Origin of the sequence: Halomonas sp. 7T, assembly GCF_025643255.1 — a bacterium.
GTDB lineage: Bacteria > Pseudomonadota > Gammaproteobacteria > Pseudomonadales > Halomonadaceae > Vreelandella.
In genome coordinates, this window is sequence record NZ_CP087112.1 from 826244 (window position 1) to 840968 (window position 14725).

A 14725-nucleotide genomic window follows, 5' to 3' on the forward strand; every position below is an offset into this window, starting at 1 on the left:
TGCTGATAAGCGCCGCCGTTTAGTTAGATGAGCGATTCGTCCCTCAGCTGTCCGTGGTCTGGGTGCTCATGCCATACTCGGTGCGAAGCGTCTCAAGCCGTGCGGACTCGCTCTCGGTCAGCGGTGGTGAATTCCACATCGGCTTGCCGTCAGCGTCGTTAACCCCACTTAGCGTCAGTGACAGCTCGACCCCGGTAGGAATTTGCTCGTTGCCCCAAGGGCCAAACCGATTGGGGGCTAGGCTCCACGTGTTGGTTTCTCCAGGCGCTAAGCCGCCGGCAATCACGTAGTAGAAGGTTTCATCTACCCAGGTGATGTCGCGCTCCGGGCTTTCCAATAGACCGTGCAGCATTAGTTCTGAAACAGCTTGCTCAGAGCGGTTTGTCACCGTTAGCTCGATTACCGGTTCCAGCGCACCATAAGGGCTTGTGCTGAGATAGTAACGGGCGCTATCAATGCTGACTTGCGCGAGGTTTTCCCGCGCGCGCTGGGCGCTGGCTTGTTTGGCTTCTAGGCGGTTAAGCGTTTGTAGCGCCTGCTCCCGCTCCCGAGCACGCCGTTGGCGCAGCATTTCATCGGCGCGCTCGATGATTTCGTCACCGGTGAGCCCATGCATATAGGCATTGGCTGATTCGGCAATTTCCGCTGCATTCATGCGCTGGGGATTAAAGAGGTCGATGTCGCTAAACGAAGACATGGCAATAATTTTTAGTGCGGTATCAAACTCATCGCGCTTGTAAGTCGGCAGCGAATCGCGCACTTTTTCAACGGAGACAACCGCTGCGGGCATTGAACTCGTGTCTATTTTGGGGTCTGAACAACCCGCTACCACTAGCAGTGTTAGCGATAGGGCAGGCAGCCTAAGCAGGCTCCACATATACTCACCTCAAACTAGGCCGTTAAACCGGGAGGAGCTTACCGTAAAGTCATATCGACCACTAGCAGATACGCTCAAATCAAAGCGCATCGGCCCCTGTGGATCGGTGGATAGTTTGGTATAAAGTGTGCCGATTACACCCTTAGAGACGTCTTGTTCCATGAGTGAACCCTTCAATACCTGGCAAGCCCGCTTCGAAAAGCTGCGCAGTAACAAGCTTTTTGAGGGGCTGGTAATCTCCATTATCGTTATCTCCGCGCTAGTCATTGGCGCGAAAACTTACGAAGAAACCTCCCGTGTAGAGCAGTGGTTGCTCTATCTTGATGTAGCGGTCACGGTATTCTTCCTGGTCGAAATTTTGATCAGAATGGCGGCCGAGCGCAACTTAGTCAGCTTCTTTAAGAAGGGCTGGAACGTTTTCGATTTCTTGATCGTCACCGCCAGCCTAATTCCTATGGATGATTCAGAGATGGTACTGCTGGCGCGGCTGCTGCGGATTTTCCGCGTGCTGCGTCTGGTTTCGATGATTCCAGAACTACAGATGCTGCTTAGTGCCTTAGTGAAGTCGATTCCACGGATGGGCTATGTCGTACTATTGATGTTTATCATCTTCTACATCTACGGCGCCATCGGCAGTTTTCTGTTCCACAATGTAGACGAAGGCCTTTGGGGGAATATTTCCCTGGCGATGCTAACGCTTTTTCAAGTGGCGACGTTTGAGAGTTGGGCCACCGCCGTGCTGTATCCGACGATGGAGGTTTACCCCTACGCTTGGATCTATTTCCTAACCTTCATCTTTTTGAATGCTTTCATCTTTCTCAATATGATGATTGGCATTGTGCTGGATGTTATGCAGAAAGAGAGCGCGATACTCGATTTAGATAACGAAGACGGCGATGTGGCTCAGATGCAGGGGCTACGCAATGATGTGCGCGATTTGCGTGCCCAGCTTGATCGCATGGAAACGGCGTTAGCGGAGCGGAGTGCGTCTTCTTCCCACCGTCCTTCGGATTCCCCTACAACAGATTAACGACTGGAGCGCCGCTATGATGCTGTCCGACCCTTCTAAAAAGTATCACCCCTTCGTGGCCGTAGATCTGCCTGATCGTCAGTGGCCGAGCCAGCGTATTGAAACGCCGCCTATCTGGTGCAGTGTCGACCTGCGGGACGGCAACCAGTCGCTGATTGATCCCATGGATCATGAGCGCAAGCAGCGCCTGTTCGACATGCTGTTGAAAATCGGCTTTAAAGAGATCGAGGTGGGTTTTCCCTCTGCCTCTCAAACTGATTTTGACTTTGTTCGCTCGTTGATCGAGCAAGATAAAATCCCGGAGGACGTGACTATTCAAGTGTTGACGCAGGCGCGTCCGCACCTGATTGAGCGCACCTTTGAAGCATTGAAAGGCGCCAAAAACGCCATTGTTCACGTCTATAATGCCACCGACCCGATGTTTCGCCGGGTGGTGTTTAATGTGGATAAAACTGAGTGCATCCAAATCGCCGTGGATGCCACCGCGCAAATTCGCGATTTGATGGCGTCCAACCCGGAAACCAACTGGACGTTCCAATACTCGCCGGAGCTATTTACCACCACGGAGATGGATTTTGCGGTGGAGATTGTGGAAGCGGTGATGGACACCTTTGGCCCCAGTGTTGATAACAGAATGATTGTTAATCTGCCCGCCACGGTCGAAGTGGCCACGCCCAATAACTACGCTGATCAGATTGAGTGGTTCTGCCGCCATGTGAAAAAGCGCGATACCCTGATTGTGAGCGTACATCCTCATAATGATCGCGGTACCGGCGTGGCCGCTGCCGAGCTGACGCTAATGGCGGGCGCGGATCGCGTGGAAGGGACGCTGTTTGGTAACGGTGAGCGCACTGGTAACGTGGATATCGTCACCTTGGCGATGAATATGTACACCCAAGGGGTGAATCCCCTGCTCGATTTCTCCAATATCACCCCGATCATGCGCGAGGTGGAGTATTGTAATCAGCTGCCTGTTCATCCGCGCCACCCCTATGTTGGCGATTTAGTCTTTACCGCGTTCTCAGGCTCCCACCAAGATGCTATTAAAAAGGGCATGACCGACCGTCGCGCGCACCCAGAAGCGCCGTGGGATGTTCCCTATTTGCCCATTGATCCGCTGGATGTTGGTCGCAGCTACGAGGCGGTCATCCGCGTGAATAGTCAGTCTGGGAAGGGCGGTATCTCCTACCTGCTGGAGCAGGAGCACGGTATTGAGCTGCCGCGCAGGCTCTCCATCGAGTTCAGCCAAGTCGTCCAGGAAGTGGCGGACCGCACGGGTAAAGAGATCACCTCCCAAATGATCTACCAAGCCTTTGCCGATGAGTATTTAGAGCAGCGCTCACCGCTGTGGTTGGTAAACCACCGCCTCTCTTCTGAACCGGATAGCCCCAAAGTGGTGCTAGAAACCATGATGGAGAACAGCGGTCAGCGGCAAACGCTGACCGGTGAAGGCAATGGCCCGCTGGCGGCCTTTATCAAAGCGCTGGCAGCGAGCGGTCAGGATGTCGAAATTATCGACTACCACGAGCACTCTCGTGGCCAAGGGGCGGATGCTGAGGCCATTGCTTATGTGGAAGTGCGCATTGATGGCAAGGCGGTGTTCGGCGTGGGTACCGATGAAAGCATCACCAGTGCCTCTATGAAAGGCGTACTTAGCGCCATCAATCGCCATCACTCGACTCAGCCTGCGGCGGCGAATGTCACGGCGGAGTCGTTGGGGTAGAGCACTTTTTCACGCTTATGTACAGGAGGCGCTTGGGCCTCCTAGTGCGTGCTAAAGGGGCGTCTTACTAGCCTTGCCAGGGACTTCTCTGACGAGCCTCGGCATTAGGAAACCGGGTAAGTGCTCCAACAGCTGTGTTACCAGTGCTTTTGCCTCCTGATCAGGCACATCAAAATGGGCAGCCCCTTGTACAGGATCAAATACATGCAGGTAGTATGGCAGTATGCCCGCTTCAAATAGCCGTTCCGAGAGAGCTGCGAGGGCGGGCACGCTGTCATTAATGCCCCGCAATAGAACGCTCTGGTTCAACAGCGTGACGCCTGCCTGTTTTAATCGCGTGCAGGCATCCACCACGGCCTGGTCAATTTCATTGGCGTGATTGATATGTAGGACAACGACTTTTTGTAAGCGGGTGCTGCTCAGCCAACCAAGCAGGGCCTCGTTCACACGGTCAGGAATAACCACGGGCAAGCGGGTATGTATACGCAGCCGTTTCAAGTGGGAGATGCTTTCCAACTGTTCGACCAGCCAGGCAAGCTGTCGGTCGCTTGCGGCGAGTGGGTCGCCACCGGAGAGTATCGCCTCGTGAATTGAGGTGTCGGCACGCAGGTAATCCAGCGCTTCTTGCCATTGGACACGAGAAGGCGAGTTTTCGCTGTAGGGGAAGTGGCGGCGAAAGCAGTAGCGGCAGTTAATGGCACAGGTAGGGCTGGCGATCAGCAGCACCCGATTAGCGTACTTATGGATCAGCCCTTTTGCAGGGCGGTGGTCGGCCTCTTCTAACGGATCCGTCACATACCCAGGCGTTGCGTCTGCTTCATCTCCGGTAGGGAGTACTTGAAGGAGCAGAGGGTCGTTAGGCTCGTTAGGCACAATACGCGCTAAATACGCCTCAGGGACGCAGATCTCAAACAGCTGATGCCCGGCGTGGGCATCAGCCAGCCACGCTTGGCTCAAACCTAGGCGCTCACACAGGGTAGCGGGGTCGCGAATGGCGTGTGAAAGCTGCCGCTGCCAAGCGCTGGGAGACTGGGCAGCGGCCTGATTAGCAGTGATAATGATGTTCTCCTGCAAAAAGCCCTCCTTCGGGTTATCATGCGCGCACTGATGAAGACCGATATAGCGAAGCGAGGCTTCGCGCATTACGCGACTGAAATAAATATTGAGAGGCATTATGGCGAACTATTCTACCAATGAATTCAAAGGCGGTTTGAAAGTAATGGTCGACGGCGACCCTTGTTCAATTGTTGAGAATGAGCTGGTAAAGCCGGGTAAGGGCCAGGCGTTTAACCGCGTGAAGCTGCGTAACCTGATGACTGGCCGTGTAGGTGAGAAGACTTTCAAATCAGGTGATTCGTTGGAAGGCGCTGACGTCATGGATTTGGAAATGGAGTACCTCTACACCGACGGTGATATGTGGCACTTCATGAAGACCGATGGCTCCTTTGAGCAGTACGCCGTAGAAAAGAAAGCGTTGGGCGATACGGTAAAGTGGCTTAAAGAGCAGGTGCCTTACACCATTACGCTGTGGAATGATAAAGCGATTTCCGTCACGCCGCCCAATTTTATCGAGTTGGAAGTGGTGGAAACGGATCCTGGCCTGAAAGGTGATACGGCGCAGGGCGGGTCTAAGCCGGCTACGCTCTCCTCTGGCGCTGTGGTTCGCGTGCCTCTGTTTATCAATCAGGGTGAAGTATTGAAGGTCGATACGCGCTCTGGTGATTACGTGTCTCGGGCGTAAACCGCTTGGGGGCACGGTGGTCAGTTAGCCGTGAAGACATCTGTTTTATAAAGCCACGCGATGAACATGCGTGGCTTTATTATGTAGGGGGGATAGTAAGATGAGGGCTAATTGGCAGCCTACAGCGGCAATTGAAACACTGCGTGAGCGGGCTCGCTTAATAGCTGATGTGCGCGTTTTTTTTGCACAGCGAGGCGTTCTAGAAGTAGAAACGCCCGTGCTAGGGCAGGGGGGTAGCACCGATGTGCACTTAGCTTCGCTTTCCACGTTAGCGCGCACCGATAAGGGCCAGCGCAAGTTGTGGTTGCAAACCTCGCCTGAGTTTCACATGAAGCGTCTTCTGGCCGCGGGAAGTGGACCAATTTTTCAGTTTGCCAAGAGCTTCCGTAATGGGGAAGTGGGCGCACGGCATAATATCGAATTCACTATGCTGGAGTGGTATCGACCTGCATTTACGCTGGCGCAGCTGATTGATGAAACGACCACGCTGATTGCCAATGTGCTGCCACGTTTTACAGGCCCCGTGGTGCATTATCGCTATCGGGAGCTGTTTCATACTTACTTAGCAGTAGACCCGTTCACTACCTCGCTGGAGACATTGCGGGCGTTGGCTGCGGAGCGTGGTCACATGTCCACTCAAACGTTAGCTGAAGAGGGGCGCGACACCTGCCTGGATCTGTTAATGAGCATGGTGATTGAGCCGCATCTTGGACAAAACGAGCTAAGCGTTGTGGTGGATTACCCGGCTAGCCAAGCGGCGCTGGCGCGCCGCCATCAGGATGTCGACGGCGAGTGGGTAGCCTCACGTTTTGAGCTGTACCTAAACGGTATTGAATTGGCCAACGGTTACGATGAGTTGACCGATGCCGATGAGCAGCGCGCCCGCTTTGCTGAAGATAACGCGGGGCGACGCCGTTTAGGTTTGCCGGAAGTGGACGTGGATGAGCACCTGCTGGCCGCACTGAAGCACGGCATGCCAGAAAGCGCGGGGGTGGCACTGGGGATTGACCGTTTGATTCAGTTAGCGCTAGGCAAAGCACGCCTGGAAGACGTGCTCGCGTTTTCAACGCCTAACTGTTAGTGGTCAAGGTGTGCCCAGGCTTTGCCCCATTTCCACCGTGGAGCCTAGCGGGTTATCGTCAAAGGTGACCGGTTTAGCAAAGCACATGACCACCGTGGAACCGAGCTTGAAACGGCCCATCTCGGCGCCTTTTTCCAGCACGATGGGTTCCCCAAACTTCATGCGTTGAGGGTGACCCGAAAGCGGCGTGACCTGACCCGACCAAACGGTTTCAATAGCAGCAACGATCATCGCGCCTACCAACACCATGGCCATAGGGCCGTGTTCAGTGTCAAAAATACATACTAAGCGCTCGTTGCGGGCAAACAAGCCTGGCACGTAGTTGGCAGTGGCCTGATTGACTGAAAAGAGCCGCCCCGGCACATAAATCATTTCCCGCAGCGTACCGGACATCGGCATATGCACGCGGTGGTAGTCGCTAGGTGACAGGTAAACCGTCGCGAAGCTGCCGTTCAAAAACTCATCGGCCAACGCTTTATCGCCGCCCAACAGTGTCTGGGCAGAAAACGTGTGGCCCTTGGCTTGCACCAGTTTGCCCGCTGCGGTAAGGCGACCATACTGAGACAGCGTGCCATCGGCAGGGCTAATCAGGCCATCGCCCAGAGGGCGAGCGTCGGCTTTCAGTGCGCGGGTAAAGAAGTCGTTAAAGGTAGCGTAGGCGGTGGGGTCTGGCTCTAGCGCTTGGCGCATATCTACATTAAAGCGTTTGATAAACGCTTTAATCAGAGTGTTTTTCACCCAGGGGTTATCGCACTGGGCGACCTTACCCGTTAGCCGTGATAGTGCATGGTGCGGCAGTGGGTATTGGAGAAGCGAAAAGGCTTTTTGGGAAAGTGTCACAGTAGTATCTTCATTTCTCGATAGGTGTATCGTCGCGGTTGCCCCACTCGCCCCAGGAACCTGCATAGCCGCGCATGTTAAACCCTAGCGCTTTGCCGACTAACCAGGTAAAACTGCTGCGGTGGTGGCTCTGGCAGTGGGTGGCAACTTCCATCTCCGGGGTTAGGCCCATGGCCTGCAGCTCGGTGATCAGCTCGGCATAATCGCGAATTCGCAGCGCGCGCTTGGAATCCATAGCGTTGACCCAGTCCATGTTGACGGCGCCAGGTATATGGCCCAAGTGCTTATTATTGCCACGCTCGCCGTCGTACTCTGCTTTTGAGCGGGCGTCCCAGATGGCAAACTGTTTATCGTCTAGTTTCTGTTTAATTTCATCGCAGGTGATCAGCGCATGTGGATTCAGAATCTCGGCGTGGTAGTCGCTCGGCGTTGGTGCACTCTGCTCGGTGCTCTCTTCCAGGCCAGCATCGCGCCAGGCATGGATGCCGCCATTTAAGTAGGAGTAGCGGGTATGGCCGATCAGCTCCAGTGTCCAGAGCAATCGAGCTGCCCAACCGCCCCCTTCATCATCGTAAGCCACCACGTGTGTATCGCGGGTTAATCCCAGCGCGCTGAATAGCTTGGAAAGAAACTCCACCGGCGGCACGTCGTTAGGCACTGGGCCTTCGCCGCGCATGAGATAGCGAAAGTCGAGGAAAATAGCGCCAGGCACATGGCCTTGGCGATAGCTATCGCCGTTTGCCGGTACGTCGATAATCAATAGTTGATCGTCGCCCAGCTGCGCTTGCAGTGCCTCCGGCTCCACGATGAGTGGCAATACATTGTGTTCTGATGAGTGGCTGACGGTGCTCATGTGCGGCTCCCTGTCTTTCAACTGAAGGTATTAAAATCTTGGACAATCGTTCTAAACATCAGAGTTACGCGTTTAAACTATCCAGAATGCGGCGGTAGCTGGCAAAGCGCTCGGGATGAATCTTGCCTGCCTCAACGGCGTCAAGTAAAGCGCAGCCCGGCTCATTTCGGTGGCGGCAGTCGCGAAAACGGCAGTGGCCAAGGTAAGGGTGAAACTCGATGAATCCATCGGTCACTTCCTGCTCATTTAAATGAATCAGGCCAAATTCACGAATACCTGGGGAGTCAATCAGCTCGCCGTTACTCACCTCGTCGCTCCGCATGGCATAAAGCCGTGCCGTGGTCGTGGTGTGGGTGCCTTTGCGTGAATCTTCTGACAGTGCGCCAATGCGCAGGGTTTCATCAGGCAGCAGCAGGTCGATAAGCGATGATTTGCCCACGCCGCTTTGCCCGACGAAGACCGACGTGCGTCCCTCTAACTGCTGGCGCAGTGCATTTAACCCCTCGGGATTAGCCGTGGTTGTGCGCACTACTGGATAGCCAAGCGCGCGATAGCGCTCAAGCAGCTGACCCAGTTCGCCACCGTCGTCTGGCAATAAATCGGTTTTGTTGAGCACTAGCACGGGCGCAATACCCGTGGCTTCGGCCGCCACTAAATAGCGATCAATCAGGTTGGGGTGAGGGGCTGGCTCCACGGCAAACACAATCAGCAGCTGATCGATATTGGCCGCCACGGGCTTGAGCTGGCCGCGCGGGTCGGGGCGCTTTAGAATGCTATCGCGCTCTTCACGGGCAACGACCACGCCAGAGCCGTCTTGACCTGCTCGCCAAATAACACGGTCGCCGGTGACCAGGCCGTCAAGGTTGGCGCGCAGGTGACAGCGCACGGGGGTACCGTCGGCGTCGCGAACTTCCAGCGTGCGGCCAAAGTGAGCCATTACGCGGCCCGGCTGTTCAGGGCCGTATTCACCCGCAGAGAGCTTTTCGGCATCCTGCACATCGCGTTTTTCTGCGCGCTGAGCACGTTCGGCTTGGATCTTCTCGACGCGCCACTGCTGCTGGCGACTTAATTTACGTTTGCTCATGACCACCCGATGCTCGGTACAATAGTGGGCATTGTACCCATCTGGGCGGCTTACTGTCCTGTACGGGGTGCGGGTTAGCGCAATATAAGCGACACTTTTATTCAATTCGCCGTTTTTAAGGCGATACTGGTCAAGGAATACATGTAATGAGCGAGCAAAGCGGTGCACCGCGTAGCGATCTGTTGGTATGGATTGATTTAGAAATGACCGGTTTGGAGCCGGACAAAGAGCGCATTATTGAGGTGGCGACGCTCATCACCGATGCGCAGTTGAACGTGGTCGCAGAAGGGCCGGTTATCGCTGTCAAACAGCCTGACAGCCTCCTGGCGGGTATGGATGATTGGAACCAGAAGACTCATGGTGAGTCTGGGTTAGTAGCTCGGGTAAAAGCGAGTACCATCGAAACCCAAGAGGCTGAGCAGCAAACACTCGATTTTTTGCGTCAGTATGTGATAGCGGGCTCATCGCCGATGTGTGGCAACAGCATTCATCAAGACCGACGCTTTTTAGAGCGTGAAATGCCCGATCTGTGGGCCTTCTTCCACTACCGCAATTTAGATGTGTCGACACTGAAAGAGCTGGCCAAGCGCTGGAATCCTGGTGCGCTGGTGGGTTTCAAAAAGCAGAATGCTCACTTGGCGATGGACGATATCAAAGAGTCGATAGCCGAGCTTGCCCACTACCGCAGCACGTTTTTGCGGTTAGAGGACGGCAACGACGAAGAGGAGTAACCCTCAGGTTCGTGTTGCAATTCGGGCATTCCGCTTGTGGCGTTGCTCGTCGAGTGCCCAGGTAACGTGCTCGCGGACAAGCTCGCTTGGGTAGGCCCTGCGCGCCCACAACGCGGCTTCCACGGCTTCGCTCCAGGGCGCGTTGCCCAGTCCAATGGCAACATTACGCAGCCAGCGCTCATAGCCAATACGCCGTATGGGGCTGCCTGCGGTTTTGTCCAAAAACTCCTTTTCGCCCCAGGCAAAAAGGCTGAGTAGCTCGGCACGATCCAGATCGTGGCGTGGCGCAAAGTCAGCCTCCTGGGTGATGCGGGTAAAGCGAGTGAATGGGCAGACCAGCTGGCAATCATCGCAGCCATATATTCGGTTGCCCATGGCGCGGCGAAATTCAAGGGGGATCGCACCGTGCAGTTCAATGGTGAGGTAGGAAATACATTTGCGTGAGTCGACGACTTTATCGTCAACGATGGCACCCGTCGGGCAAGCTGTGCGGCAAGCGCTACAGCTTCCGCAGTGTTCGTGTTCAAACGGTGCATCCACCGGTAGCGGTAAGTCGGTGTAGAGTTCACCTAAAAAAAATAGCGAGCCCGCTTTTGGGTTGAGTAGCATGGCATTTTTGCCAAACCAGCCTAGCCCAGCTTTTTGTGCTAATGCGCGCTCCATCACCGGGGCTGAGTCCACAAAAGCGCGGTAGCCGAAGGTGCCTACCTCTTGCTCTATTTTTTTTGCCAGTTGGGCTAAGCGTTTACGCATTAATTTGTGATAATCGCGGCCCAAGGCGTAGCGGGAAACGTAGGCTCGCTGAGGCTGGCCGAGCACCTTGGCGCTTTCAACCTCGGCGGGTAGGTAGTCCATACGTACGCTGATAACGCGCTGGGTGCCTGGCTCTAGCTCTTCTGGGCGAGTGCGCTTAGTGCCATGTTTCTGCATAAAGCCCATCTCGCCATGATAGCCCTGTTCAAGCCAGCTATTAAGATGGGCTTCATGGTCGGCAAGTTGGGTATCGGTAATGCCGACCTGCTGAAAACCGAGCTCTCGGCCCCAGGTTTTGATCAGGTTGGCAAGACGAAGCAGCTCATCGCTGGATAGTGCAAAGGTGGTGGAGCTTGGCATGGGTAAGGCAACGTTGGCGCGTTAAGCGAGCTATGCTACCGCATTAGACGTCATCGCAAAATGTCGATAAGCATCTATACCATATCACCGTTAATGTGCCGTAAATCGGCTAGTGCCGTTATTAGATTAAGGAGAGATCGTGCCCACGTTAAGTACTTCTTCGCTACGCCCCCTCTATAAAGCGGCTCAAGTGCGTGAGCTCGATCGACGGACGATTGCCGGGGGAATTGAAAGTTTTGCCCTAATGCAGCGCGCGGCTTCAAGTGCGTGGCATAGCTTTCGCTCTCGCTGGCCCCAGGCGCGCAGCGTCACTGTGCTGTGCGGTAGTGGTAATAATGGAGGCGATGGCCACGTGCTGGCGGCTTTAGCCATGCAGGCGGGGTTAAAAGTACAGCGCATCACCCTTAAGCCTCTGCATGAATTAAAAAATGATGCCGCACGGGCGGCAGCGCTTGCGACTGCCGCAGGCGTAGGCTGCGAGGCGTGGCAGGCGGGTACCGCGCTGGTTGGCGATGTGATTGTGGATGCGCTACTGGGGACGGGGCTGACGGGGGATGTAGAAGGTGAGATACGCCGAGCCATTGAGGCAATTAATGCTGCCCAACAGCCAGTGCTGGCGCTGGATATACCGTCGGGGATCGCGGCTGATAGCGGTGCCGTACTGGGCGTGGCGGTTGAAGCGTTCTGCACGGTGACATTTATTGGCGACAAAATTGGTTTGCATACCGGTGACGCGCCTGCCTATGCCGGCGAGATAGACTTTCGCCCGTTAGGGGTGAAGGCTCAGGTGTTTTTTGACATTCCACCAACGGCTTGGCGGTTAGACGACGCACTGCTGCAGTCAGCCTTTACGCCGCGCTCTCGAACCAGTCATAAAGGCAACCTGGGGCATGTGTTGGTGATGGGGGGCGCGCCGGGGTTTGGGGGAGCGGCGTTGCTTGCTTCCCAGGCGGCGGCACGGTTAGGCGCTGGTAAAGTCAGTTTAGCCACTTCGCCGGATCATATAACGGCGAGCTTAGTGCGCTGTCCTGAAGTGATGGCTCATGCCGTGCGTGGCGCTGCTGAGGCAAGTGAACTGCCCTGTCGGGCTGATGTCGTGGTAGTGGGTCCGGGGTTGGGGCAGGGGGCGTGGGGGCAGGCAATGTTACAATGCGCTCTGCAGTCAAAGACACCCCTGGTGGTGGATGCCGACGGGCTTAATCTATTAGTCAGCCATTGGCCGGATCTGCGGCGCGACGATTGGGTGTTAACACCTCATCCCGGCGAAGCTGCACGGCTGTTGGGATGTACGGTGGCTGAGATTCAGTCAGATCGCCCCGCAGCGGCACAGGCGCTGCAGCGCGCACGGGGTGGCGTTGTGTTATTAAAAGGCGCGGGTAGCTTAGTGGCTGGGCCAACCGGCTTAGTGGTATGTCCATACGGTAACCCCGGCATGGCCAGCGGTGGTATGGGGGATGTACTGAGTGGCATGTTGGGCACACTGATGGCCCAGTGTCAAAGTAGTGAGCAAGCTGCCTGGTTAGGCGTGATGGCCCACGCGCTAGCCGGGGACGAAGCGGCAAAAGCAGAGGGCGAGCGTGGTCTGCTGGCAAGTGATCTGGCATCCTATGCACGAGCATTAATTAATCCGTGAAGGCGTCTGACATGCAAGTGCAATTAAAAGATGAAAGGTCTCATGTTGCCTTCGGAGAGGCATTAGGGCTAGCGCTAAGAGGCTCTGGGCGTGTTTATTTAGAGGGCGACTTGGGGGCTGGAAAAACAACGCTAACGCGCGGCGTGTTAAGGGCCTACGGCTACCAAGGGGCGGTGAAAAGCCCAACGTACACGCTAATTGAGCCTTACGAGCTCGTCGAGCAGCGTATTTACCACTTGGATTTGTATCGACTCTCTGACCCTGAAGAGCTTGAATTTATCGGAGGTCGAGATGTGCTGGCTGACGATGCACTCTGTCTTATCGAGTGGCCAAGCCGTGGTGAAGGCTGGCTGCCTGCTCCAGACCTGCGCATCGTACTTAGCGTGGCTGACCAAGGGCGATTGGCGCTGTTGGTAGCAGGCAGTGCCATTGGTGAGCGCGTGCTTAATACCCTTGCCAAGCAAGCTGATGAGATGCAACAGGAGCACGGTGTGACTCAATGGATATGAACAACACGCTCAAGCACCTCACGCGTATGCTAGTGGCGGGGTGCTTAGCCCTTGTAGCGAATATTTCAGCGTTGCAAGCGGCAACGGTTGAAAGTATGCGCTTATGGGCTGCACCTGATCACGCGCGGTTGGTGTTTGATCTTTCGGCAGCGGCGCCGGCCAATGTCTTTTCGCTGGATAACCCGGCGCGTTTGGTTATTGACCTTGAAGAGAGCCGCCTGGATACCGATGTCTCGACGCTACCCCTAGAGGGCAGCGCCATTGATGCTGTCCGTACAGGCAACCGAGACGGCGGTGGCCTGCGGGTTGTTTTAGAACTTAACCGGAATATATCGCCGCGCCATTTTACGCTGCCTCCTAACGATCAGTACGGCCATCGTTTGGTGGTCGACCTTGAATACCCGGGTGAGAGTGCGGTAGAAAACCCCATCGACCCTATTGAGGCGATGATCCGCGATCAAGAGATCATGGCGCAGCGGGCGGGTGTACAGGCAACTGCGCAACTGCCAGAGAGCCAGACAGCTCGACCTGCTGAGCAGCGTCCGGCGGAAGTTCAGCCTGCACAGCCCCATCCGCAGCGCGATATCATTATCGCGGTTGATGCGGGCCACGGGGGAGAAGACCCCGGTGCGATTGGCCCTGCTGGTACAAGAGAAAAAGACGTTGTACTGGAAATATCGCGGCGCTTGGCAGCTGAGATAAATAGTGCCCAAGGGTTTAAGGCGGTGCTAATCCGCGATGGTGATTACTACCTGGGTCTTCGTCAGCGCACGCAGCTTGCTAGAGAGCAGAAAGCCGACTTTTTTGTTTCTATCCATGCCGATGCCTTCACTAGCCCTAGGCCCCAGGGCAGTTCGGTGTATGCGCTCTCTCAGCGGGGGGCCTCGTCTGAAACGGCCCAGTGGCTGGCGGATAGTGAAAACCGTGCAGACTTGATTGGCGGGGTTGATGGCAGCCTTTCTTTGCGTGACAAGGATCAAGTCCTGCGAGGTGTGTTGCTGGATCTCACGATGACCGCAACGTTAAATGATTCGCTCTCCATCGGTGGGCAGGTGCTAGAGCAGCTTGGTCGCATCAATCGTTTGCATAAGTCCAGGGTGGAGCAGGCGGGCTTCATGGTGTTGAAGTCGCCAGACATCCCTTCGTTGCTGATTGAGTTAGGGTTTATCTCCAACCCAGATGAAGAGCGGCGCCTTCGCGACCCTGTGCATCAGCAGGGGTTAGCGACGGCGATTTTCAGAGGGATGCGCGAACATTTCGAGCGTAATCCGCCACCCGCGAGCCTGTTAGCTTGGCAGCGTGACAACCAGCGCCGGCCAAGCGGTAATGAGTACCGAATCCAATCAGGAGATACACTGTCAGCGATTGCGGTACGCCACGGTGTGCCAGTGAATCAGCTCAAACAGGCCAATGACCTGAATGGCGATGTTATTCGGGTTGGCCAAGTGTTACGTATTCCTAGTTCATGATAATGACTCTTTGAGGTGCCGGTTGACTGAACTGATCGCTA

Annotated in this window: 14 protein-coding genes; 8 read left to right on the forward strand and 6 right to left on the reverse strand. The window is 55.4% G+C overall.

Translation table 11 applies throughout. From position 1 onward, the window contains the following. Positions 1 to 43 precede the first annotated feature (43 nt). A complete protein-coding gene (locus tag LOS15_RS03745) occupies positions 44 to 877 on the reverse strand; it encodes a DUF6694 family lipoprotein (RefSeq protein ID WP_317629629.1) in 834 nt (277 codons plus the stop codon). A 160-nt stretch (positions 878 to 1037) separates the two neighbouring features. Between LOS15_RS03745 and LOS15_RS03750 the strand changes: the two genes are divergently transcribed. Further along, a complete protein-coding gene (locus LOS15_RS03750) occupies positions 1038 to 1907 on the forward strand; it encodes an ion transporter (RefSeq protein WP_263068209.1) in 870 nt (289 codons plus the stop codon). Between the two features lie 16 nt (positions 1908 to 1923). Continuing rightward, entirely contained in the window at positions 1924 to 3630 is a 1707-nt protein-coding gene (leuA, locus tag LOS15_RS03755) for a 2-isopropylmalate synthase (protein ID WP_263068210.1), read from the forward strand. A 51-nt stretch (positions 3631 to 3681) separates the two neighbouring features. On the opposite strand, the gene epmB is transcribed toward leuA, so the two are convergent. Then, positions 3682 to 4704, reverse strand: a complete 1023-nt coding sequence (gene epmB, locus LOS15_RS03760; protein WP_263069612.1) for an EF-P beta-lysylation protein EpmB — start codon at positions 4702 to 4704, stop codon at positions 3682 to 3684. A gap of 100 nt (positions 4705 to 4804) precedes the next feature. Here epmB and efp point away from each other — a divergent pair, with 100 nt between their 5' ends. Both efp and epmA read left to right on the forward strand, forming a co-directional pair. Next, positions 4805 to 5371 carry an elongation factor P gene (efp, locus tag LOS15_RS03765; RefSeq protein WP_263068211.1) on the forward strand — a complete coding sequence of 189 codons (567 nt, stop codon included), beginning with the start codon at positions 4805 to 4807 and terminating at the stop codon, positions 5369 to 5371. 100 nt (positions 5372 to 5471) lie between these two features. Further along, positions 5472 to 6452 (forward strand): EF-P lysine aminoacylase EpmA, encoded by a 981-nt coding sequence (gene epmA, locus LOS15_RS03770; RefSeq protein ID WP_263068212.1) that lies wholly within the window; start codon positions 5472 to 5474, stop codon positions 6450 to 6452. Positions 6453 to 6455: 3 nt separating this feature from the next. Here epmA and asd read toward each other — a convergent pair whose 3' ends face one another. The 3 genes from asd to rsgA form a co-directional block, all read right to left on the reverse strand. Further along, the gene (gene asd, locus LOS15_RS03775) at positions 6456 to 7292 is read right to left on the reverse strand and encodes an archaetidylserine decarboxylase (RefSeq protein ID WP_263068213.1); all 837 of its coding nucleotides are present in this window, start codon (positions 7290 to 7292) and stop codon (positions 6456 to 6458) included. A 10-nt stretch (positions 7293 to 7302) separates the two neighbouring features. Further along, on the reverse strand, positions 7303 to 8145 hold the full coding sequence (locus tag LOS15_RS03780; RefSeq protein WP_263068215.1) for a sulfurtransferase: 843 nt from the start codon (positions 8143 to 8145) through the stop codon (positions 7303 to 7305). Positions 8146 to 8209: 64 nt separating this feature from the next. Continuing rightward, positions 8210 to 9229 (reverse strand): small ribosomal subunit biogenesis GTPase RsgA, encoded by a 1020-nt coding sequence (gene rsgA, locus LOS15_RS03785; protein ID WP_263068216.1) that lies wholly within the window; start codon positions 9227 to 9229, stop codon positions 8210 to 8212. Between the two features lie 146 nt (positions 9230 to 9375). On the opposite strand from rsgA, the gene orn reads away from it, so the two are divergent. Further along, positions 9376 to 9960 carry an oligoribonuclease gene (gene orn, locus LOS15_RS03790; RefSeq protein WP_263068219.1) on the forward strand — a complete coding sequence of 195 codons (585 nt, stop codon included), beginning with the start codon at positions 9376 to 9378 and terminating at the stop codon, positions 9958 to 9960. Positions 9961 to 9963: 3 nt separating this feature from the next. Here orn and queG read toward each other — a convergent pair whose 3' ends face one another. Continuing rightward, positions 9964 to 11073: a tRNA epoxyqueuosine(34) reductase QueG gene (gene queG / locus LOS15_RS03795; protein ID WP_263068220.1), complete on the reverse strand. Its 1110-nt coding sequence runs from the start codon at positions 11071 to 11073 to the stop codon at positions 9964 to 9966. 139 nt (positions 11074 to 11212) lie between these two features. Between queG and LOS15_RS03800 the strand changes: the two genes are divergently transcribed. From LOS15_RS03800 to LOS15_RS03810, 3 genes are read left to right on the forward strand one after another with little or no spacing between them, the layout of a single operon-like run. Then, entirely contained in the window at positions 11213 to 12706 is a 1494-nt protein-coding gene (locus LOS15_RS03800; protein WP_263068222.1) for an NAD(P)H-hydrate dehydratase, read from the forward strand. A gap of 11 nt (positions 12707 to 12717) precedes the next feature. Next, positions 12718 to 13215 carry a tRNA (adenosine(37)-N6)-threonylcarbamoyltransferase complex ATPase subunit type 1 TsaE gene (gene tsaE, locus LOS15_RS03805; RefSeq protein WP_263068223.1) on the forward strand — a complete coding sequence of 166 codons (498 nt, stop codon included), beginning with the start codon at positions 12718 to 12720 and terminating at the stop codon, positions 13213 to 13215. Further along, entirely contained in the window at positions 13206 to 14684 is a 1479-nt protein-coding gene (locus LOS15_RS03810) for an N-acetylmuramoyl-L-alanine amidase (protein ID WP_263068225.1), read from the forward strand. The genes tsaE and LOS15_RS03810 overlap by 10 nt, the downstream gene beginning before the upstream one ends. The last annotated feature ends 41 nt before the right edge of the window (positions 14685 to 14725 follow it).

Bases quoted from the DNA above. Each gene is read 5' to 3' on its own strand.
- LOS15_RS03745 (WP_317629629.1), bottom strand. From the start codon at position 877: ATGTGGAGCCTGCTTAGGCTGCCTGCCCTATCGCTAACACTGCTAGTG.
- LOS15_RS03750 (WP_263068209.1), top strand. From the start codon at position 1,038: ATGAGTGAACCCTTCAATACCTGGCAAGCCCGCTTCGAAAAGCTGCGC.
- leuA (WP_263068210.1), top strand. From the start codon at position 1,924: ATGATGCTGTCCGACCCTTCTAAAAAGTATCACCCCTTCGTGGCCGTA.
- efp (WP_263068211.1), top strand. From the start codon at position 4,805: ATGGCGAACTATTCTACCAATGAATTCAAAGGCGGTTTGAAAGTAATG.
- epmA (WP_263068212.1), top strand. From the start codon at position 5,472: ATGAGGGCTAATTGGCAGCCTACAGCGGCAATTGAAACACTGCGTGAG.
- LOS15_RS03780 (WP_263068215.1), bottom strand. From the start codon at position 8,145: ATGAGCACCGTCAGCCACTCATCAGAACACAATGTATTGCCACTCATC.
- rsgA (WP_263068216.1), bottom strand. From the start codon at position 9,229: ATGAGCAAACGTAAATTAAGTCGCCAGCAGCAGTGGCGCGTCGAGAAG.
- orn (WP_263068219.1), top strand. From the start codon at position 9,376: ATGAGCGAGCAAAGCGGTGCACCGCGTAGCGATCTGTTGGTATGGATT.
- queG (WP_263068220.1), bottom strand. From the start codon at position 11,073: ATGCCAAGCTCCACCACCTTTGCACTATCCAGCGATGAGCTGCTTCGT.
- tsaE (WP_263068223.1), top strand. From the start codon at position 12,718: ATGCAAGTGCAATTAAAAGATGAAAGGTCTCATGTTGCCTTCGGAGAG.
- LOS15_RS03810 (WP_263068225.1), top strand. From the start codon at position 13,206: ATGGATATGAACAACACGCTCAAGCACCTCACGCGTATGCTAGTGGCG.